The 20,438-nt window shown below is 69.1% G+C and carries 19 protein-coding genes and 1 tRNA gene; 11 read left to right on the top strand and 9 right to left on the bottom strand.

Features of this window, described 5'->3' with window-relative positions; all coding sequences use genetic code 11:
• Positions 1-28 precede the first annotated feature (28 nt).
• Positions 29-361, top strand: coding sequence for a thioredoxin (gene trxA / locus ACWEV0_RS06470; RefSeq protein WP_403794353.1), 333 nt, complete (start codon positions 29-31; stop codon positions 359-361).
• 84 nt (positions 362-445) lie between these two features.
• Here the strand turns inward: trxA and ACWEV0_RS06465 are convergent, their stop codons facing one another.
• The 9 genes from ACWEV0_RS06465 to rpmH form a co-directional block, all read right to left on the bottom strand.
• A complete protein-coding gene (locus ACWEV0_RS06465) occupies positions 446-1,063 on the bottom strand; it encodes a GNAT family N-acetyltransferase (RefSeq protein WP_453147013.1) in 618 nt (205 codons plus the stop codon).
• Between the two features lie 84 nt (positions 1,064-1,147).
• On the bottom strand, positions 1,148-2,233 hold the full coding sequence (locus ACWEV0_RS06460; protein WP_453147011.1) for a ParB/RepB/Spo0J family partition protein: 1,086 nt from the start codon (positions 2,231-2,233) through the stop codon (positions 1,148-1,150).
• A complete protein-coding gene (locus ACWEV0_RS06455; RefSeq protein ID WP_453147009.1) occupies positions 2,230-3,318 on the bottom strand; it encodes a ParA family protein in 1,089 nt (362 codons plus the stop codon). The genes ACWEV0_RS06460 and ACWEV0_RS06455 overlap by 4 nt, the downstream gene beginning before the upstream one ends.
• Positions 3,319-3,609: 291 nt before the next feature.
• The gene (rsmG, locus tag ACWEV0_RS06450) at positions 3,610-4,329 is read right to left on the bottom strand and encodes a 16S rRNA (guanine(527)-N(7))-methyltransferase RsmG (RefSeq protein WP_453147007.1); all 720 of its coding nucleotides are present in this window, start codon (positions 4,327-4,329) and stop codon (positions 3,610-3,612) included.
• 116 nt (positions 4,330-4,445) lie between these two features.
• Complete coding sequence (locus tag ACWEV0_RS06445; RefSeq protein ID WP_451609375.1) at positions 4,446-4,955, bottom strand: Jag family protein; 510 nt, start codon at positions 4,953-4,955, stop codon at positions 4,446-4,448.
• Positions 4,956-4,984: 29 nt separating this feature from the next.
• Positions 4,985-6,295, bottom strand: a complete 1,311-nt coding sequence (gene yidC / locus ACWEV0_RS06440) for a membrane protein insertase YidC (protein WP_453147005.1) — start codon at positions 6,293-6,295, stop codon at positions 4,985-4,987.
• 3 nt (positions 6,296-6,298) lie between these two features.
• Complete coding sequence (gene yidD / locus ACWEV0_RS06435; protein ID WP_453147004.1) at positions 6,299-6,625, bottom strand: membrane protein insertion efficiency factor YidD; 327 nt, start codon at positions 6,623-6,625, stop codon at positions 6,299-6,301.
• Positions 6,622-6,996, bottom strand: a complete 375-nt coding sequence (gene rnpA, locus ACWEV0_RS06430) for a ribonuclease P protein component (protein ID WP_453147002.1) — start codon at positions 6,994-6,996, stop codon at positions 6,622-6,624. The genes yidD and rnpA overlap by 4 nt, the downstream gene beginning before the upstream one ends.
• A gap of 21 nt (positions 6,997-7,017) precedes the next feature.
• A complete protein-coding gene (gene rpmH / locus ACWEV0_RS06425) occupies positions 7,018-7,155 on the bottom strand; it encodes a 50S ribosomal protein L34 (RefSeq protein WP_015659252.1) in 138 nt (45 codons plus the stop codon).
• Between the two features lie 382 nt (positions 7,156-7,537).
• Between rpmH and dnaA the strand changes: the two genes are divergently transcribed.
• The 10 genes from dnaA (at position 7,538) to ACWEV0_RS06375 (ending at position 20,345) form a co-directional block, all read left to right on the top strand.
• The gene (gene dnaA / locus ACWEV0_RS06420) at positions 7,538-9,328 is read left to right on the top strand and encodes a chromosomal replication initiator protein DnaA (protein WP_453147000.1); all 1,791 of its coding nucleotides are present in this window, start codon (positions 7,538-7,540) and stop codon (positions 9,326-9,328) included.
• Between the two features lie 973 nt (positions 9,329-10,301).
• The gene (gene dnaN / locus ACWEV0_RS06415) at positions 10,302-11,432 is read left to right on the top strand and encodes a DNA polymerase III subunit beta (RefSeq protein ID WP_318208253.1); all 1,131 of its coding nucleotides are present in this window, start codon (positions 10,302-10,304) and stop codon (positions 11,430-11,432) included.
• A gap of 110 nt (positions 11,433-11,542) precedes the next feature.
• On the top strand, positions 11,543-12,421 hold the full coding sequence (gene gnd, locus ACWEV0_RS06410; RefSeq protein WP_403794327.1) for a phosphogluconate dehydrogenase (NAD(+)-dependent, decarboxylating): 879 nt from the start codon (positions 11,543-11,545) through the stop codon (positions 12,419-12,421).
• A gap of 59 nt (positions 12,422-12,480) precedes the next feature.
• A complete protein-coding gene (gene recF / locus ACWEV0_RS06405) occupies positions 12,481-13,611 on the top strand; it encodes a DNA replication/repair protein RecF (protein WP_453146997.1) in 1,131 nt (376 codons plus the stop codon).
• A complete protein-coding gene (locus ACWEV0_RS06400; protein WP_453146995.1) occupies positions 13,608-14,171 on the top strand; it encodes a DUF721 domain-containing protein in 564 nt (187 codons plus the stop codon). The genes recF and ACWEV0_RS06400 overlap by 4 nt, the downstream gene beginning before the upstream one ends.
• Positions 14,172-14,517: 346 nt before the next feature.
• Positions 14,518-16,548, top strand: coding sequence for a DNA topoisomerase (ATP-hydrolyzing) subunit B (gyrB, locus tag ACWEV0_RS06395; protein WP_453146993.1), 2,031 nt, complete (start codon positions 14,518-14,520; stop codon positions 16,546-16,548).
• A 41-nt stretch (positions 16,549-16,589) separates the two neighbouring features.
• Positions 16,590-19,196 carry a DNA gyrase subunit A gene (gene gyrA / locus ACWEV0_RS06390; RefSeq protein ID WP_453146991.1) on the top strand — a complete coding sequence of 869 codons (2,607 nt, stop codon included), beginning with the start codon at positions 16,590-16,592 and terminating at the stop codon, positions 19,194-19,196.
• Positions 19,197-19,302: 106 nt separating this feature from the next.
• Entirely contained in the window at positions 19,303-19,899 is a 597-nt protein-coding gene (locus ACWEV0_RS06385; RefSeq protein ID WP_453146989.1) for a DUF3566 domain-containing protein, read from the top strand.
• Between the two features lie 121 nt (positions 19,900-20,020).
• Positions 20,021-20,094 (top strand) — tRNA-Ile (locus ACWEV0_RS06380).
• A 116-nt stretch (positions 20,095-20,210) separates the two neighbouring features.
• On the top strand, positions 20,211-20,345 hold the full coding sequence (locus ACWEV0_RS06375; RefSeq protein WP_003958712.1) for a DLW-39 family protein: 135 nt from the start codon (positions 20,211-20,213) through the stop codon (positions 20,343-20,345).
• Positions 20,346-20,438 lie beyond the last annotated feature (93 nt).

The raw sequence follows: 20,438 nt of genomic DNA, 5'->3' as shown, positions 1-20,438 counted from the left end.
CACACCCCGCCAACCAAAGGAGGTCGCCGTGGCCGGCGCCACCGTTATCGTCACCGACGCTGATTTCGACGAGAAGGTCCTCAAGAGCTCGAAGCCCGTTCTCGTGGACTTCTGGGCCGAGTGGTGCGGCCCGTGCCGCCAGATCGCCCCGTCGCTGGAGGCCATCGCCTCCGAGCACGACGAGATCACCATCGTGAAGCTCAACATCGACGAGAACCCGGAGACGGCTGCCAAGTACGGCATCATGTCCATCCCGACGATGAACGTCTACCAGGGCGGCGAGGTCGTGAAGACCATCGTCGGTGCCAAGCCGAAGGCCGCGCTGGAGCGCGACCTGGCGGACTTCCTCGAGGCGAAGTAACGCTCTCGCTGTTTCACGTGAAACAGCGGCGGCCCGCCCCCTTCCAAGGGGGCGGGCCGCTGTCGTCTGTTCTGCCCGCTCTCGTCAGAGCGGCCGCAGCGCCGGCTCCTTCTGCACGGCGCCGAGAAGCCGGTCCAGGGCCATCTCGACGTCCTCCTTCCAGGAGAGCGTCGTCCTCAGCTCCAGCCGCAGCCGTGGATACGTCGGGTGCGGACGCACGGTCTTGAAGCCCACGGCCAGCAGATGGTCGGCCGGAAGCACACAGGCCGGCTCCTTCCAGCGGGCGTCCCCGAACGCCTCGATCGCCTTGAAGCCGCGCCGCAGCAGATCCTTCGCCACGGTCTGCACCATCACCCGCCCCAGCCCCTGCCCCTGGTAGCCCGGCATGATCCAGGACGTCATCAGCTGCACGGCGTCCGCGGCGACGGGGCTCGTCGGGAAGGCGGTGGAACGGGGCACATAGGCCGGAGGCGCGTAGAGCACGAAGCCGACGGGCACCTCGTCCACATAGACCACCCGGCCACAGGACCCCCACTCCAGGAGCACGGCGGAGATCCAGGACTCCTTCTCCAGCTCCGGGCGGCCGGCCTTGACGGCGGCCTCCCCGCTTACCGGATCGAGCTCCCAGAACACACAGGAGCGACATCGCTTGGGGAGATCCGGAAGGTTGTCCAGCGTGAGCGGTACGAGTCGACGCCCCACGGCTGCTCCTCGCTTCTCTCGGCCTTCGCTGTACGCATATGCCTCAAAGAATCGTAACGACAACCCGCCGGATGGCCACCCGACTTACTCGCCCTGGTCGGCCCTGCCCTGCTCCATGACGCGCCCCTCGCCCGGGGCCAGCGTGGAGAGGATCCGCTCCAGATCCTCCATCGAGGCGAACTCGACGACGATCTTGCCCTTCTTCTGACCCAGGTCGACCTTCACCCGGGTCTCGAAGCGGTCGGAGAGCCGGCTCGCGAGATCACGCAGCGCCGGGGAGACCCGGGCACCGGCCCGCGGCCCCTTGGGCTTGACCGGCGAGGAGGGCTCCGAGCCCATCAGCGTCACGATCTCCTCCACCGCACGCACCGAGAGTCCCTCGGCGACGATCCGGTAGGCGAGCTTGTCCTGGGCCTCCGGGTCGTCCACGGAGAGCAGGGCACGGGCGTGACCCGCCGAGAGGACGCCGGCGGCGACCCGGCGCTGCACGGGCGGGGAAAGCCTCAGCAGACGCAGCGTGTTGGAGACCTGAGGACGCGAACGCCCGATCCGGTCGGCCAGCTGGTCATGGGTGCAGTTGAAGTCCTTCAGGAGCTGGTCGTAGGCAGCAGCCTCTTCCAGCGGGTTCAGCTGGGCCCGGTGCAGGTTCTCCAGGAGGGCGTCGAGAAGCAGCTTCTCGTCCTCGGTGGCCCGCACGATCGCCGGGATCCGCTCCAGGCCGGCCTCACGGCAGGCTCGCCAGCGGCGCTCACCCATGATGAGCTCATAGCGCTCGGGACCGATCTGGCGGACGACGACGGGCTGCAGCAGACCGACCTCCTTGATGGAGGTGATCAGCTCGGCCAGGGCGTCCTCGTCGAAGACCTCGCGCGGCTGGCGCGGGTTCGGCGTGATGGAGTCCAGCGGCAGCTCGGCGAAGTGCGCCCCGGCGGGGGCCTCCGGCTCGGGCTCGGCCGCCGGCACCACGGAGTCCGGGGACTGCGGGCTCGCGGGGAGGGTCGCCAGCTTGGCGGCGGCCACACCCCGGTCCGAGCCGAGTGCCGGAATGGCGCCGGGGGAGCTCGTGACCGTGGCGGTGCCGGCTCCGGCGGCCGGCACCTGTCGCTCCTGGGGAGCGGCCGGAATCAGCGCACCGAGCCCACGCCCCAATCCCCTACGTCGCTCGCTCACTGGATCCCCTCCGACATTCGCTGGTTGTTCTGGTGGCCCACATGCGGGTGTCCCCCATGGGCCTGACTGGCGTCATAGGCGACATCGACGCCACGCAGCGCGATCTCGCGCGCCGCTTCGAGATATGACAGGGCACCACTGGAGCCCGGGTCGTAGGTGAGCACGGTCTGCCCGTAGCTCGGTGCCTCCGAGATGCGGACGGACCTCGGGATGCTGGTCCGCAGCACCTCGTTGCCGAAGTGCGTGCGCACCTCGTCGGCGACCTGCGAGGCGAGCCTCGTCCGGCCGTCGTACATGGTGAGGAGGATCGTCGACACATGCAGCGCCGGGTTGAGGTGCCCCCGCACCAGATCGACGTTCCGCAGCAGCTGACCGAGGCCCTCCAGCGCGTAGTACTCGCACTGGATGGGGATCAGCACCTCGGCTCCGGCCACCATGGCGTTGACCGTCAGCAGGCCGAGCGAGGGCGGGCAGTCGATGAGGATGTAGTCGAGCGGCTGCTCGTACGCCTGGATCGCCCGCTGCAGCCGGCTCTCACGCGCCACCAGCGACACCAGCTCGATCTCCGCACCGGCGAGGTCGATGGTGGCGGGGGCGCAGAAGAGTCCTTCGACGTCCCGGACGGGCTGCACGACCTCGGCGAGCGGCTTGCTCTCCACGAGGACGTCGTAGATCGAGGGGACCTCGGCGTGGTGGTCGATGCCGAGCGCGGTGGAGGCGTTGCCCTGCGGGTCGAGGTCGATGACCAGGACCCGGGCGCCGTGCAGTGCCAGAGAGGCGGCCAGATTGACGGTCGTGGTGGTCTTGCCCACGCCGCCCTTCTGGTTGGCGACCACGATCACACGGGTCTGGGCAGGCCGGGGAAGTCCTTCTCCGGCACGACCCAGGGCCTCCACGGCCAGTTGGGCCGCACGGCCGATGGGGGTGTCGTCCATCGGAGGCGGTGTTTCACGTGAAACATCCGCCCCTACCGATTCGGTTCGGGGACCGGGGACCGGTTCGGTCATCGGTCCCGCGATGTTGGCGTCGGACCGCAAGGACTCACTCTCCTCGGCTTCAGACTCGCGATGGAGAGAGACTGCCATGCCTTCGGGGTCCGGAACCAGCGAGGCCCGTGGTTCTGTGGATGAATCCACCTCTGTGGACAACCCTGTGACCCTCACGGGGGGTTTCACTGGAGGTTTGCGGTCCCTGGGCGTGGCAGCCGCGCGGCCGCGGCTGATGATCCCCTGCAGCAGTGAGCGACGTTTCACGTGAAACACGATGCACGCGCCGCAGAGCCGGGACCGCCCGACACTCCGAAATCAGCCCATATCGCAGCAGTCGCTCGCACTGATCAGCGGTGCCGGCTCAACGAGCGGATCAGCGGTACAGGATCAGCGGCTGCGGCGACGGGGCCGGCTGGTCCGGGCCGCCTTGGCCCGCTTGGCCGCGAAGCGCACACCGCCGGGGCTCTCGCCGACCTCGACCCGGACCACGGTGGTCAGCGGGTCCACGATCCCCTCGCCCGCGTGCAGCACGGAGGCCTCCACCACACCGAGCTTGGCGAGCGCGGCGCGGGCACCGGCGATCTCCTCCTCGGCGGTGTCGCCCTTGAGGGCCAGCATCTCGCCGTAGGGACGGAGCAGCGGCACGCCCCAGCCGGCCAGCCGGTCGAGCGGTGCGACGGCCCGGGCGGTCACGACGTGGACGGGCCCGAGCTTGCCCAGCATCTCCTCGGCGCGGCCGCGGACCACGGTCACATGGTCGAGGCCCAGCAGCTCGACGGCCTCCTGGAGGAAGGTCGTCCGGCGCAGCAGCGGCTCGAGCAGCGTGATCTTCAGGTCCCGGCGGACCAGGGCCAGCGGGATACCGGGCAGGCCGGCACCGGAGCCGACGTCGCAGACCGTGACCCCCTCGGGCACGACCTCGGAGAGCACGGCGCAGTTCAGCAGGTGGCGCTCCCACAGACGGGGAACCTCACGCGGGCCGATGAGGCCGCGCTTGACCCCGGCGTCCGCCAGGAGCTCGGCGTACCGGACCGCCTCCGGGAAGTACTCGCCGAAGACTGTCCGCGCCTGCTCCGGCGCCTGGGGAAGCTCCGTTGCCTCCGTCACGGGGAACCGTCCTTCCGTACCGCGCGCGTACCGTCCGAGCGCACTGGGTGCTGTCTATCAGGCTGACAAAACGCGGCCCCGTCTGCGAACAGACGGGGCCGACGTCAGTTGGGGGTTCAGGCAGGGAGAACGACGACGAAGCGCTGCGGCTCCTCGCCCTCGGACTCGCTGCGCAGACCGGCGGCGGCGACCGCGTCGTGCACGACCTTGCGCTCGAACGGCGTCATCGGGTCCAGCTTGACCGGCTCGCCGGTGGCCTTGACCTCGTCGGCGGCCTTGGCACCCAGCCGGGCGAGCTCCTCGCGCTTCTTGGCGCGGAAGCCCGCGATGTCCAGCATCAGGCGGCTGCGGTCACCAGTCTCCCGGTGCACGGCGAGCCGGGTCAGCTCCTGAAGAGCCTCCAGCACCTCGCCGTCGCGGCCGACGAGCTTCTGCAGGTCGCGGCTGCCGGAGTCGCTGACGATCGAGACCGAGGCCCGGTCCGCCTCGACGTCCATGTCGATGTCGCCGTCGAGATCGGCGATGTCGAGCAGGCCCTCGAGGTAGTCGGCCGCGATCTCACCCTCCTGCTCCAGGCGGGTCAGGGTGTCGCCACCCTCGGCGGCGGAGGTGGTGCCTTCCGTCACGGATGGACTCCTTCTAGCTTCGTGGAGGCTTACTTCTTGGAGGAGGGGTGCTTGGGCCGCTGCTGGCCCTTGCGCTGACCGGAGTTGGCGCGACTCGGCCGGGCCGGCTTGTCGCTCGCGGCCTGGCTGCCGGCCTTGGCGCCCTTGGCCGACGACTGCGGCTTCTTCTCCAGCGACGGAGCGGCCTGGTCCTCAGTCCTGGCGTCCGCGGCCTGCTCGTCCGAAGCCTGCTCGTCCGAGGACTTCGACTCGTGCTGCTGGCCACCTGCGGCCTGGCGCTGGGCCTTGGTCTGGCGCTTGGGCTGCTGGCGCCGGGTGGCGGCACCGCCCTCCGCCTCGACCGAGACGCTGTCGCTCTTGATCACGGTGCCGTCGGCCTGGGCGGCGAACCCGGCCTTGGCCAGGCCCGCGAAGAAGCGGCGCTCGTTGTCGTTGCGGTCGGCGCCCTTGGCGACGATCGCCTTGACGATGTTCTTCCGGCGGCGGCCGCGGACCTCACCGTGGTGCCCGATGCTCTTGAGCAGGCGCTGCAGGTAGGCGTCCTGGGCCTTGCTGCCCGGCGTCGGGTTCTGGTTGATCACGTACATCTGCTGGCCCATGGTCCACACGTTGGTGGTCAGCCAGTAGACGAGGACACCGACGGGGAAGTTGATGCCCATGCCGGCGAAGATCAGCGGGAAGATGTACATCAGCATCTTCTGCTGCTGCATGTACGGGGTCTTCACCGACAGGTCGACGTTCTTCATCATCAGCTGGCGCTGGGTGAAGAACTGCGAGGCCGACATCATCACGATCATGATCGCGGTGACGACGCGCACATCGGTCAGCGAGGCGCCGAGGGAGGCGACCTTCTCGGCGCTGTCCGTGAACTTCGCGGCGAGCGGGGCACCGAAGATGTGGGCCTTACGGGCGCTGGCCAGCAGGTCCTCGTTGATGACGCCGATCGTCTGACCGTTGGCGATGCTGGAGAGCACGCGGTACAGGGCGAAGAAGAACGGCGACTGCGCCAGGATGGGAAGGCACGAGGAGAGCGGGTTGGTGCCCGTCTCCTTGTACAGCTTCATCATCTCTTCGGACTGACGCTGCTTGTCGCTCTTGTAGCGCTCCTGGATCGCCTTCATCTTCGGCTGGAGCGCCTGCATGTTCCGCGTCGACTTGATCTGCTTCACGAAGAGCGGGATCAGGCAGATACGGATCAGCACCACCAGGGACACGATGGACAGTCCCCAGGCCCAGCCCGTGTCAGGGCCGAAGATCGCCCCGTACATACTGTGGAACTGGACGATCACCCAGGAGACGGGTGTGGTGATGAAGCTGAACAGACTGGCAATCGTGTCCACTAATCAGGCTCCTTGAGCATTGGGCGAGGTCTCTGCGGCAGGGCTCGTCTCGCCGGAGAGCCCGCCCTTTTCGCCACGAAGGGCGGCGCGCAACATCTCGTGCCAGCGCGGCCGCTTGCGCGGGGGAACATGGTCCACGCCGCCGGGCGACCACGGGTTGCACCGCAGGATGCGCCAGGCGGTCAGGGCTGTGCCCTTGATCGCGCCATGCCGGTCGATGGCCGTGAATCCGTAGTGGGAACACGACGGGTAGTACCGGCAGACGGGGCCCAGGAGCGGGCTGATCGTCCACTGGTACAGCTTGATGAGAGCCAGCAGCGGGTACTTCATCGCGTGCCCCCTCCCAGCAACCGCTGGAGAGCGGCATCCAGGTCTCGGGCCAGCTGTGCGTGGTCGGCGTCACCGGCTCCGGGCAACGCCCGTACGACCACCAGGCTACCGGGGGGCAGCTCGGCGATGCGGTCGCGCACAAGGTGGCGAAGACGACGCTTGACCTGGTTGCGGACGACCGCGCCGCCAACGGCCTTGCTCACGACGAAACCCGCACGCGTCGGGGGAGCGCTCTCCCCAGGCGCGTGCGGGTCCGTTGCACCGCTGTTGCGTAGGTGGACGACGAGGAGCGGGCGTCCGGCCCGGCGTCCTCGGCGTACCGCGGTCGCGAAGTCCTCGCGCCGCCTCAGCCGATTCTCGGTAGGCAGCACGTCATGACCTGTTTAGACAGATCAGGCGGACAGGCTCGCGCGACCCTTGGCACGGCGGTTCGCCAGGATGGCGCGGCCGGCACGGGTGCGCATGCGCAGGCGGAAGCCGTGGGTCTTGGCGCGACGACGGTTGTTCGGCTGGAAGGTGCGCTTGCTCACTCGGGGGCTCCAGAAATGAATCGTTGGTGGCGGGACATCGCCTGGCTGTCACCGTGCGCCCACGATTAGCTCGCATACGCTCGAGTGCACCGCTTCGCGATCACATAGGGTGATCTTCGCCCATCGGTAGGCAGGCGGCAGCAGCCATCGACAACTCGACCTGGTTACGGTACGCGCGGCTACGCCATCCGGTCAAACCGGCCCGTCGTCGGGGCCCCCTTGTGCACAGGCTGTGGACAACAACTTGAACCACGTCAGCCGCCGCGACTACCGTGGCTGAACTCCACAATCTTTTCCGATCTGTCCTTACCTGTCCTTACGGACTTCGACCGACCGTCCCCGAGAACCACACCATCGTGGGACCTGCGAGGAAGCGTGCCCCGTGGCTGACGTACCTGCCGATCTTGCCGCAGTGTGGCCGCGTGTACTCGAGCAGCTCCTCGGCGAAGGCCAACAGGGCATCGAGTCCAAGGACAAGCAGTGGATCGAGCGCTGCCAGCCGCTCGCGCTGGTGGCCGACACCGCACTGCTCGCCGTGCCCAACGAGTACGGCAAGCAGGTCCTCGAAGGCCGCCTCGCCCCGCTCATCAGCGACGCGCTCAGCCGCGCCTGCGGCCGGCCGATCCGGATCGCGATCACCGTCGACGACTCCGTCGGCGAGCCGACGCCGCCCGCGCCGCCGGCCCAGCCCATGCGGCCGGCCCCGCAGCCGTACGGCAAGCGCGAGACGTACGACACATACGAGAAGTACGACGACTACGGCCGGCCGATGCCGGAGGACGGGCTGCCGACGGCCCGCCCGGCCTACCCCGAGTACCAGCAGCAGCGCCCGGACCCGGGCGTCTGGCCGCGCGCCCAGGAGGACGTCACCTGGCAGCAGCAGCGGCTCGGCGGCTTCCAGGAGCGCGATCCGTACGCGACGCCCCGCCCGCAGCAGCCCCAGCCGACGCGCTACGACGAGCGCTCCACGTACGAGCGGCCGCAGCGCCCCGAGCGGGCGGAGTTGCCGGACACGGAGGGTCCTGGCCGCGGGCCGCGTCCCGGTCCCAGCGGTCCCGGCGGCCCCGGCGGCGGCGTGTCCGGGCCGTCCGGCTCGGGCTCGTCCGGCCAGGGCGGCGGCCCCGGCGCGCCCGGTGAGCAGCACGCCCGGCTGAACCCCAAGTACCTCTTCGACACCTTCGTCATCGGTTCCTCGAACCGCTTCGCGCACGCGGCCGCGGTCGCTGTCGCGGAGGCGCCGGCGAAGGCGTACAACCCCCTCTTCATCTACGGCGAGTCCGGCCTCGGCAAGACCCATCTGCTGCACGCGATCGGTCACTACGCGCGGAGCCTCTACCCGGGCACCCGGGTGCGGTACGTGAGCTCGGAGGAGTTCACCAACGAGTTCATCAACTCGATCCGTGACGGCAAGGGCGACGCGTTCCGCAAGCGCTACCGGGATGTGGACATCCTGCTGGTCGACGACATCCAGTTCCTCGCGAGCAAGGAGTCGACGCAGGAGGAGTTCTTCCACACCTTCAACACGCTCCACAACGCCAACAAGCAGATCGTGCTGTCCTCGGACCGGCCGCCCAAGCAGCTGGTGACCCTGGAGGACCGGCTCCGCAACCGCTTCGAGTGGGGCCTGACCACGGACGTGCAGCCGCCGGAGCTGGAGACGCGCATCGCGATCCTTCGCAAGAAGGCGGTGCAGGAGCAGCTGAACGCGCCGCCGGAGGTGCTGGAGTTCATCGCGTCCCGGATCTCGCGGAACATCCGTGAGCTGGAGGGCGCGCTGATCCGCGTGACGGCGTTCGCGAGCCTCAACCGGCAGCCGGTGGACCTGGGCCTCACCGAGATCGTCCTCAAGGACCTGATCCCGGGCGGCGAGGACACGGCGCCCGAGATCACCGCCGGCGCGATCATGGCGGCGACGGCCGACTACTTCGGTCTGACGGTGGAGGACCTGTGCGGCTCGTCCCGCAGCCGGGTCCTGGTCACCGCCCGGCAGATCGCCATGTACCTGTGCCGCGAGCTCACGGACCTGTCGCTGCCGAAGATCGGCGCGCAGTTCGGCGGCCGCGACCACACCACGGTGATGCACGCGGACCGCAAGATCCGCGCGCTGATGGCGGAGCGGCGCTCCATCTACAACCAGGTCACCGAGCTGACCAACCGCATCAAGAACGGCTGACGACGGCCCCTCGCAGGGCCCCCAAGGGCGCTCCGGACACCTCCCGGGGCGCCCTTCGGCGTTCCCGGCGGGCGCCCGAGCACCCTCTGGGCGTCACTTCGAAGGCTCCAGGAGGGCCTCCGGGAGGGGCTCCCGACAGCTCCAGGAGGGCTCGGGAGAGCTCCCGAAGGCTGAGCGGAGGCCCCCGATGCCCCTCTGCCGCCCCTCTGTCCGCCCCTCTTCCGCCGCTCCGGCGGCCGTCGGGCGCGAGGCCGCTGTTCGATTACTCCGTTCCGGTGGCGGGTTCTCCACAGATTGGGGGATGATCTCCCGTCCACAGGGTGGGGACTTCCGAGTTATCCGGATTGCATCCACAGGCAGCCCTGGTGACAGGGCATCACCCCAGCTCAGAGCCTTGTGGAATTGTTGGCAATCGATCTCCACAGCCTGTGGATGAAAGATCCGTCCACAGGGGCCGCGCTCGGTTGTCCACCGGCAACCCACAGGACGGCGACGGTTGCCCACAGCTTCTCCACACCGCTGTCCACTGTTCGGCAACGAAACGCCCGGGCTCACTGGGGCGAGTGAAAGCCGTCACACCAAGGGAGACGTTTGGGCTGTGGGGAACCTGGGGAAAGCTGGGGACAGCACTGGGGAGAACTCCCCATGCCCTGTGAATCGGGTGTGCAGAACTTTGCTGTGTCCACAGCGCACCCCGGTTGTCCACCGGTTCCGTGCACAGGCGCAGTGGACAAAAAAGCGGGCCTGACCTGCGCAGACGGCGTTATCCACGGTTTCCACAGGCCCTACTACTACTCCCACTCATAGTTAGCTCGGAATCCGCTTCGAAGTGGGGTGTGTGGACAACTCGAGCCCGGAGCCTCGGCGACCTCTTGTCGCGACTTGACCCCGAGCCGCACCGAGTGTCGGTGGCGTACGTCAGACTGGATCCCGCAGTCGACGAAGAGCCAGCAACAAGCAGGAGGCGGTTCCGGTGAAGATCCGGGTGGAGCGCGATGTACTCGCGGAGGCGGTGGCGTGGGTGGCTCGCAGCCTTCCGGCCCGTCCGCCGGCGCCCGTTCTCGCGGGCCTTCTGCTGAAGGCCGAGGACGGCGCGCTGAGCTTCTCCAGCTTCGACTACGAGGTCTCGGCCCGCGTCTCCGTCGAGGCGGAGGTCGAGGAGGACGGCACCGTCCTGGTCTCCGGCCGCCTGCTCGCCGACATCTGCCGCGCCCTCCCCAACCGCCCGGTGGAGATCTCCACAGACGGTGTACGGGCGACCGTGGTCTGCGGCTCCTCCCGCTTCACCCTCCACACCCTGCCTGTGGAGGAGTACCCGGCGCTGCCCGAGATGCCCACCGCGACCGGCACCGTCCCCGGCGAGGTCTTCGCCTCCGCCGCCGCGCAGGTGGCCATCGCCGCCGGCCGTGACGACACGCTGCCCGTCCTCACCGGTGTGCGCATCGAGATCGAGGGCGACACCGTCACCCTGGCCTCCACCGACCGCTACCGCTTCGCGGTCCGCGAGTTCCTGTGGAAGCCGGAGTCCCCGGACGCCTCCGCCGTCGCCCTGGTGCCCGCGAAGACCCTCCTGGACACCGCCAAGGCGCTGACCAGCGGTGACACGGTGACCCTGGCGCTCTCCGGCTCCGGCAAGGGCGAGGGCCTGATCGGCTTCGAGGGTGCGGGCCGCCGCACCACCACCCGTCTGCTCGAGGGCGACCTGCCGAAGTACCGGACGCTCTTCCCGACCGAGTTCAACTCGGTCGCGGTGATCGAGACCGCCCCCTTCGTCGAGGCCGTCAAGCGCGTCGCCCTGGTGGCCGAGCGCAACACCCCGGTCCGGCTGAGCTTCGAGCAGGGCGTGCTCATCCTGGAGGCCGGTTCCAGCGACGACGCACAGGCTGTGGAGCGTGTCGACGCGCAGCTCGACGGCGACGACATCTCGATCGCCTTCAACCCGACCTTCCTCCTGGACGGCCTGAGCGCGATCGACTCGCCGGTCGCCCAGCTCTCCTTCACGACCTCCACCAAGCCGGCCCTCCTGAGCGGCAAGCCGGCGGTCGACGCCGAGGCGGACGAGGCGTACAAGTACCTGATCATGCCGGTGCGGCTGAGCGGCTGAGGCCCCTCTGCCGGGGGTACGCCTGAGCGGCTGACCCCACAGGTGTGCACGCGGGTCCGGGCGTAGGCTCGGACCCGGGTAAACCGCACACGACGCTTAAGGAATCTCTGATGGAGCTCGGTCTCGTCGGTCTCGGCAAGATGGGCGGCAACATGCGCGAGCGCATTCGCCGCGGCGGCCACACCGTCATCGGATACGACCGCAATCCGGACCTCGCCGATGTCCACAGCCTGGAAGAGCTTGTGGGCAAGCTCAAGGGTCCGCGCGTCGTGTGGGTCATGGTCCCCGCCGGTGCGGCGACCCAGTCGACCATCGACGAGCTGGCCGAGCTGCTCTCCCCCGGCGACATCGTCGTGGACGGCGGCAACTCCCGCTGGACCGACGACGAGAAGCACGCCGAGGAGCTGGCCGCCAAGGGCATCGGGTTCGTCGACTGCGGCGTCTCCGGCGGCGTCTGGGGCCTGGAGAACGGCTACGCGCTGATGTACGGCGGCGACGCCGAGCACGTGGCCCGCGTCCAGCCGATCTTCGACGCGCTCAAGCCCGAGGGCGAGTTCGGCTCGGTCCACGCGGGCAAGGTCGGCGCCGGCCACTTCGCGAAGATGGTCCACAACGGCATCGAGTACGCGATGATGCAGGCCTACGCCGAGGGCTGGGAGCTCCTGGAGAAGGTCGACTCCGTCACCGACGTCCGCGAGGTCTTCCGCTCCTGGCAGGAGGGCACCGTCATCCGCTCGTGGCTGCTCGACCTCGCGGTCAACGCCCTCGACGAGGACGAGCACCTGGACAAGCTGCGCGGCTACGCGGAGGACTCCGGCGAGGGCCGGTGGACCGTCGAGGCCGCCATCGACAACGCCGTCCCGCTGCCGGCGATCACCGCGTCGCTGTTCGCGCGGTTCGCCTCGCGTCAGGACGACTCCCCGCAGATGAAGATGATCGCCGCGCTGCGCAACCAGTTCGGCGGCCACGCGGTCGAGACGAAGAAGTAATCCACAGGCTGTGCACCCCGCGGTGCACAGCCGCCGGGGGAAGAAGGTCGGCGCCCACCATGCACGTCACGCATCTGTCGCTGGCCGACTTCCGCTCGTACGCCCGGGTCGAGGTCCCGCTCGACCCGGGCGTCACCGCTTTCGTGGGCGCGAACGGCCAGGGCAAGACCAATCTCGTCGAGGCCGTCGGCTATCTCGCCACCCTCGGCAGCCATCGCGTCGCCTCCGACGCCCCGCTGGTGCGGATGGGCGCGGAGCGGGCGGTCATCCGGGCCGCCGTCACCCAGGGCGAGCGCTCCCAGCTGGTCGAGCTGGAGCTCAACCCGGGCCGGGCCAACCGCGCCCGCATCAACCGGTCCTCGCAGGTCAGGCCGCGGGACGTACTGGGCATCGTCCGGACCGTGCTGTTCGCGCCGGAGGACCTGGCGCTGATCAAGGGCGACCCCGGTGAGCGCCGGCGCTTCCTCGACGAGCTGATCACGGCGCGCGCGCCGCGCATGGCGGGCGTGCGCTCCGACTACGAGCGGGTGCTCAAGCAGCGCAACACGCTCCTCAAGTCCGCCGCCATGGCCCGGCGGCACGGCGGACGGGGCATGGACCTGTCCACCCTCGACGTCTGGGACCAGCACCTGGCCCGGGCCGGCGCCGAGCTGCTCGCCCAGCGGCTCGACCTCATCGGCATGCTGCGGCCGCTCGCCGACAAGGCGTACGAGCAGCTGGCGCCGGGCGGCGGGCCGGTACACCTGGAGTACAAGCCGTCCGCGCCCGGCGACGGGCACACCCGCGAGGAGCTGTACGGGCAGCTGATCGCGGCGCTCGCCGACGTACGCAAGCAGGAGATCGAGCGCGGCGTCACGCTCGTCGGACCGCACCGCGACGACCTGCTGCTCAAGCTCGGCGACCTGCCGGCCAAGGGGTACGCGAGCCACGGCGAGTCCTGGTCGTACGCGCTGGCGCTGCGGCTCGCCTCCTACGACCTGCTGCGCGCGGAGGGCAACGAGCCGGTGCTCGTGCTCGACGACGTCTTCGCGGAGCTGGACGCGCGGCGCCGGGAACGGCTCGCGGAGCTGGTGGCGCCGGGGGAGCAGGTGCTCGTCACGGCGGCGGTGGACGACGACGTGCCGGGAGTGCTGACCGGGACGCGGTACGCGGTCTCCGGCGGCGAGGTGGAGCGGGTGGTGCAGGGATGAGCGACGAGACTTCCCCACAGCCTGTGGACAAGCCCGCGGCCCCTGCGACTCCCGAGCCCTCCGGCGTCGACCTCGCACGGGTCGCGCTGCGCGCCGCCAAGGAGCAGGCGAAGGCCCGGGGCGCGGCCGCGGCGCAGAAGAAGCAGGCCCGGCGCGGCGGCGGCCTGCGCTCCGGCGCGCGCGCCGACGGGCGCGATCCGATGGCGCTCGGCGCCGCGATCAACCGGCTGATCACCGAGCGCGGCTGGGAGACGCCGGCGGCGGTGGGCGGGGTCATGGGGCGGTGGCCGCAGATCGTGGGCGAGGACCTCGCGAAGCACTGCGTACCGCTGAAGTACGACGAGGACCCGGAGGAGCGGGTGCTCACCGTGCAGTGCGACTCGACGGCGTGGGCGACGCAGCTGCGGCTGCTGGCGCCGAGGCTGGTGGCGCGCCTCAACGAGGACCTGGGGCACGGGACGGTGCGGATGATCAAGGTCCTTGGGCCCGGGGGCCCCCGCCGTGGTTACGGGCCCTTGCGCGCGCCCGGGTCCACGGGGCCCGGGGACACCTACGGGTAAGCAGGCCCTGGGGGTGCGGGTCCAGGCGAAGGGCGCCGTACGCGTGGGCGTTGTGCCCACCTGACGAGGGTGCGCACCGAGCCGGCGGAACGCATGCCCGCAACCGGGAACCGTTCCCGCCCACTCGCCGTCACCGTCCGAAGCGCTAGGTGGCCGTCAGAGGCCCCTGGAGCCCCTCTCCGGATATGGGGAGTCGTCTCGGGCCCGGCTAGGGCGGCACATGAGCATTCAGGGACCGGCAAACCCCCATGAGTGTCAGTGGTACCGGTAGACTGGGAGACAATCCCGCCACACTGCGGAACATGTCGAACGACGCAGCCGCTCCCGTACGTCCGGAGAACGGCCTGTGCTGTGCCAGAAAGGGCGCTTCGTGGCCGATTCCGGCAACCCCAACGAGAACAACCAGTACACCGCCAGCAACATCCAGGTCCTCGAGGGTCTGGATGCGGTGCGCAAGCGCCCCGGCATGTACATCGGCTCGACCGGTGAGCGCGGTCTGCACCACATGGTGCAGGAGGTCGTCGACAACTCCGTCGACGAGGCCCTGGCGGGCCACGCGGACACCATCGACGTGACGATCCTCGCCGACGGCGGCGTGCGCGTCGTCGACAACGGCCGCGGCATCCCGGTCGGCATCGTCGAGTCCGAGGGCAAGCCGGCCCTCGAAGTCGTGCTGACCGTGCTGCACGCCGGCGGCAAGTTCGGCGGCGGCGGCTACGCGGTCTCCGGCGGTCTGCACGGCGTCGGCGTCTCCGTCGTGAACGCCCTGTCCACCAAGGTCTCCGTCGAGGTCAAGACGGACGGCCACCGCTGGACGCAGGACTACAAGATGGGCGCCCCGACCGCGCCCCTCGCGAAGCACGAGGAGACGGACGAGACCGGCACCTCGGTCACCTTCTGGGCCGACCCGGACATCTTCGAGACGACCGAGTACTCCTTCGAGACGCTCTCGCGCCGCTTCCAGGAGATGGCCTTCCTCAACAAGGGCCTGACGATCGCGCTCACCGACGAGCGCGAGTCCGCGAAGGCCACGGTCGGCGCCGACGACCCGGACGCCGAGGCGGCCGCCGAGCCGACCGCGCGCACGGTGAAGTACCACTACGAGGGCGGCATCGTCGACTTCGTGAAGTACCTCAACTCGCGCAAGGGCGAGCTGATCCACCCGACCGTCATCGACGTCGAGGCCGAGGACAAGGAGCGCCTGCTCTCGGTCGAGATCGCGATGCAGTGGAACTCCTCGTACAGCGAGGGCGTGTACTCGTTCGCGAACACGATCCACACCCACGAGGGCGGTACGCACGAGGAGGGCTTCCGTGCCGCGCTGACGACGCTCGTCAACAAGTACGCGCGCGAGAAGAAGCTGCTCCGCGAGAAGGACGACAACCTCACGGGTGACGACATCCGCGAGGGTCTGACCGCGATCATCTCGGTCAAGATCGGCGAGCCGCAGTTCGAGGGCCAGACCAAGACCAAGCTCGGCAACACCGAGGCGAAGACCTTCGTCCAGAAGGTCGTCTTCGAGCACCTCACGGACTGGTTCGACCGCAACCCGAACGAGGCCGCGGACATCATCCGCAAGGGCATCACCGCCGCCACCGCGCGCGTGGCCGCCCGCAAGGCCCGTGACCTGACCCGCCGCAAGGGTCTCCTGGAGTCGGCGTCGCTGCCGGGCAAGCTCTCCGACTGCCAGTCGAACGACCCCACCAAGTGCGAGATCTTCATCGTCGAGGGTGACTCCGCCGGCGGCTCGGCCAAGTCCGGCCGCAACCCGATGTACCAGGCCATCCTGCCGATCCGCGGCAAGATCCTGAACGTCGAGAAGGCCCGCATCGACAAGATCCTGCAGAACACCGAGGTCCAGGCGCTGATCTCCGCCTTCGGCACCGGTGTGCACGAGGACTTCGACATCGAGAAGCTCCGCTATCACAAGATCATCCTGATGGCGGACGCCGACGTCGACGGCCAGCACATCAACACCCTGCTGCTGACCTTCCTCTTCCGCTTCATGCGCCCGCTGGTCGAGGCCGGTCACGTCTACCTGTCCCGCCCGCCGCTCTACAAGATCAAGTGGGGCCGGGACGACTTCGAGTACGCCTACTCGGACCGCGAGCGCGACGCTCTCGTCGAGCTGGGCAAGCAGAACGGCAAGCGGATCCGCGAGGACTCGATCCAGCGCTTCAAGGGTCTCGGCGAGATGAACGCCGAGGAGCTGCGCGTCACCACCATGGACGTCGAACACCGCGTGCTCGGCCAGGTCACCCTGGACGACGCCGCGCAGGCCGACGACCTGTTCTCGGTGCTGATGGGCGAGGACGTCGAGGCGCGGCGCTCGTTCATCCAGCGCAACGCCAAGGACGTTCGCTTCCTCGACATCTGAGTCGGTCTCAGCTGACCGTACGAAAGGACTGACGACCAGCAATGGCCGACGAAAACACTCCCGTGAACACCGAGACCACGGAAGAGGAGGAGCCGCAGTTGCGGATCGAGCCGGTCGGGCTCGAGACCGAGATGCAGCGCTCGTACCTCGACTACGCGATGTCCGTCATCGTGTCCCGTGCGCTGCCCGACGTCCGTGACGGCCTCAAGCCGGTGCACCGCCGTGTCCTGTACGCGATGTACGACGGCGGCTACCGGCCCGAGAAGGGCTTCTACAAGTGCGCCCGCGTCGTCGGCGACGTGATGGGCAACTACCACCCGCACGGCGACTCCTCGATCTACGACGCCCTGGTTCGCCTCGCCCAGCCCTGGTCGATGCGGCTGCCGCTGGTCGACTCCAACGGCAACTTCGGCTCCCCGGGCAACGACCCGGCGGCCGCCATGCGCTACACCGAGTGCAAGCTGGCGCCGCTGTCGATGGAGATGGTCCGCGACATCGACGAGGAGACCGTCGACTTCACGGACAACTACGACGGCCGCTCCCAGGAGCCGACCGTCCTGCCCGCCCGCTTCCCGAACCTGCTGGTCAACGGCTCCGCCGGCATCGCGGTCGGCATGGCGACCAACATCCCGCCGCACAACCTGCGCGAGGTCGCCGCCGGCGCCCAGTGGTACCTGGAGCACCCCGAGGCCAGCCACGAGGAGCTGCTCGACGCGCTCATCGAGCGCATCAAGGGCCCCGACTTCCCCACCGGCGCGCTCGTCGTCGGCCGCAAGGGCATCGAGGAGGCGTACCGCACCGGCCGCGGCTCCATCACCATGCGCGCGGTCGTCGAGGTGGAGGAGATCCAGAACCGCCAGTGCCTGGTGGTCACGGAGCTGCCCTTCCAGGTCAACCCGGACAACCTCGCCCAGAAGATCGCCGACCTGGTGAAGGACGGCAAGATCGGCGGCATCGCCGACGTCCGCGACGAGACCTCCTCGCGCACCGGCCAGCGCCTGGTCATCGTGCTCAAGCGGGACGCGGTCGCCAAGGTCGTCCTCAACAACCTCTACAAGCACACCGACCTGCAGACGAACTTCGGCGCCAACATGCTGGCGCTCGTCGACGGCGTGCCGCGCACCCTCTCGATCGACGCGTTCATCCGCCACTGGGTGACGCACCAGATCGAGGTCATCGTGCGCCGGACGAAGTTCCGGCTGCGCAAGGCCGAGGAGCGCGCCCACATCCTGCGCGGTCTGCTCAAGGCGCTCGACGCGATCGACGAGGTCATCGCGCTCATCCGGCGCAGCGACACGGTCGAGGTGGCCCGCGAGGGCCTGATGGGCCTCCTCCAGATCGACGAGATCCAGGCCAACGCCATCCTCGAGATGCAGCTGCGCCGGCTCGCCGCCCTGGAGCGCCAGAAGATCGTCGCCGAGCACGACGAGCTCCAGGCGAAGATCAACGAGTACAACGCGATCCTCGCCTCGCCCGAGAAGCAGCGGGCGATCGTCAGCCAGGAACTCGCCGCCCTCGTCGACAAGTTCGGCGACGACCGCCGCTCCCAGCTGGTGCCCTTCGACGGTGACATGTCCATCGAGGACCTCATCGCCGAGGAGGACATCGTCGTCACCATCACGCGTGGCGGCTACGTCAAGCGGACGAAGACCGAGGACTACCGCTCGCAGAAGCGCGGCGGCAAGGGCGTGCGCGGCACGAAGCTGAAGCAGGACGACATCGTCGACCACTTCTTCGTCTCCACCACGCACCACTGGCTGCTGTTCTTCACCAACAAGGGCCGGGTCTACCGGGCCAAGGCGTACGAGCTGCCGGACGCCGGCCGGGACGCCCGCGGCCAGCACGTGGCCAACCTGCTCGCCTTCCAGCCGGACGAGCAGATCGCCCAGATCCTCGCGATCCGCGACTACGAGGCCGCGCCCTACCTGGTGCTCGCCACCAAGGCCGGTCTGGTGAAGAAGACCGCCCTGAAGGACTACGACTCCCCGCGCTCCGGCGGCGTCATCGCGATCAACCTGCGCGAGCGGGAGGACGGCAGCGACGACGAGCTGATCGGCGCCGAGCTGGTGTCCGCCGAGGACGACCTGCTGCTCGTCTCCAAGAAGGCGCAGTCGATCCGCTTCACCGCGACGGACGAGGCGCTGCGCCCGATGGGCCGGGCCACGTCCGGCGTCAAGGGGATGAGTTTCCGCGAGGACGACGAGCTTCTCTCGATGAATGTCGTCCGCCCGGGTACCTTCGTCTTCACCGCGACCGACGGTGGCTACGCCAAGCGCACCCCGGTCGACGAGTACCGCGTCCAGGGCCGCGGCGGCCTCGGCATCAAGGCCGCCAAGATCGTGGAGGACCGCGGTTCTCTTGTGGGCGCGCTGGTGGTCGAGGAGACGGACGAGATCCTCGCCATCACCCTGTCCGGCGGTGTGATTCGTACGCGAGTCAACGAAGTCAGGGAGACCGGCCGTGACACGATGGGCGTCCAGCTGATCAACCTGGGCAAGCGCGACGCCGTCGTCGGTATCGCTCGCAACGCCGAGGCCGGCAGCGAGGACGAGGACGACATGGTCGACGCTGCCGACGCTGTGGAAACGGCCGAGACGGCCGTGACGGCTGAGTCGGCCGAGGGCACGGAGCCCGCGGCCGGGGAGTGACGAGGAGCAGAGCGTGAGTGGAGCCACGGGCACCGGTCCGGGCGACGGACGGTCCACAGGATCGAGCGGTGCCCGTGGCTCCGCCACGGACTCCCAGGGGGTTACGGTGACGGACACTCGGGGGCAGCGGCCCCCGTACGACACGTACGACGGGCCGCTGCCCGGCGAGCGCGGTGGGACGCAGCCCCAGGGCCCGTACCACCCGCCGCAGGCGTACGGCACCCCGGCGCAGGGCACGCCCACGGGCGGCCCCGCGGCCGGTCACACGGCGGGCGGGCAGAACGGCGCCGCCGCCACGCGCAAGCCCCGTACCGGGGCGCGCACGACCCCGCGGACGCGCAAGGCGCGGCTGCGGGTGGCCAAGGCCGATCCGTGGTCGGTGATGAAGGTGAGCTTCCTGCTCTCCATCGCGCTCGGCGTCTGCACGGTGGTGGCCGCGGCCGTGCTGTGGATGGTCATGGACGCCATGGGCGTCTTCTCGACCGTCGGCGGCACGATCAGCGAGGCCACCGGCTCCAACGAGTCGAACGGCTTCGACCTGCAGTCCTTCCTGTCGCTGCCGCGCGTCCTGATCTTCACCTCGGTGATCGCGGTGATCGACGTCGTCCTGATGACCGCGCTGGCCACGCTGGGCGCCTTCATCTACAACCTCTCCGCCGGGTTCGTGGGCGGTGTCGAGCTCACGCTCGCCGAGGACGAGTGACCCGCGGGTGACCCGCGAATGACGCCTGAGGGGCCGGTCCAGGGATCGGATTTTGGGACTGGCCCCCACGTGCGCTAATCTTCAGGAGTCAGCGAGCGGGACACACACCGCGAAGCACGGCGGGGCTATAGCTCAGTTGGTTAGAGCGCATCCCTGATAAGGATGAGGCCACAGGTTCAAATCCTGTTAGCCCCACACAGAAGATCGGCCCGGACGGTTCACCCGTCCGGGCCGATTGCTTTGTTGCTGATGACCGATGTGTAGAGTGGGCGTCAGAAGTCTCCTACGTCAATGAAAGACGAGGTCGCGCGGTGAAGAAGCTTCTCCTGGTCGCACTGGCCGCCATCGGCGGGCTCCTCGTGTACCGCCAGATCCAGGCGGATCGCGCCGAGCAGGATCTGTGGACGGAGGCGACCGACTCCGTGCCCGCAGGTTCGGGTGTGTGAGACGAAGACCGTCTGGGCGAGGCCCCGGCCGCGAGAAGCGGCCGGGGCCGCGCCATTTTGGCGATAGCGAACGAATATGGTGGAGAGAGGAAG

This window comes from Streptomyces sp. NPDC003943, assembly GCF_053605265.1.
The sequence above is the reverse complement of the archived record's forward strand: the minus strand, read 5'-3'. Positions and strand labels throughout refer to the sequence as shown.

Coding starts and splice junctions, on each gene's coding strand:
- ACWEV0_RS06455 (WP_453147009.1), bottom strand. CDS start 3,318: ATGGCAGTCTCTCTCCATCGCGAGTCTGAAGCCGAGGAGAGTGAGTCC.
- yidD (WP_453147004.1), bottom strand. CDS start 6,625: ATGAAGTACCCGCTGCTGGCTCTCATCAAGCTGTACCAGTGGACGATC.
- gnd (WP_403794327.1), top strand. CDS start 11,543: ATGGAGCTCGGTCTCGTCGGTCTCGGCAAGATGGGCGGCAACATGCGC.
- recF (WP_453146997.1), top strand. CDS start 12,481: ATGCACGTCACGCATCTGTCGCTGGCCGACTTCCGCTCGTACGCCCGG.
- ACWEV0_RS06400 (WP_453146995.1), top strand. CDS start 13,608: ATGAGCGACGAGACTTCCCCACAGCCTGTGGACAAGCCCGCGGCCCCT.
- gyrA (WP_453146991.1), top strand. CDS start 16,590: ATGGCCGACGAAAACACTCCCGTGAACACCGAGACCACGGAAGAGGAG.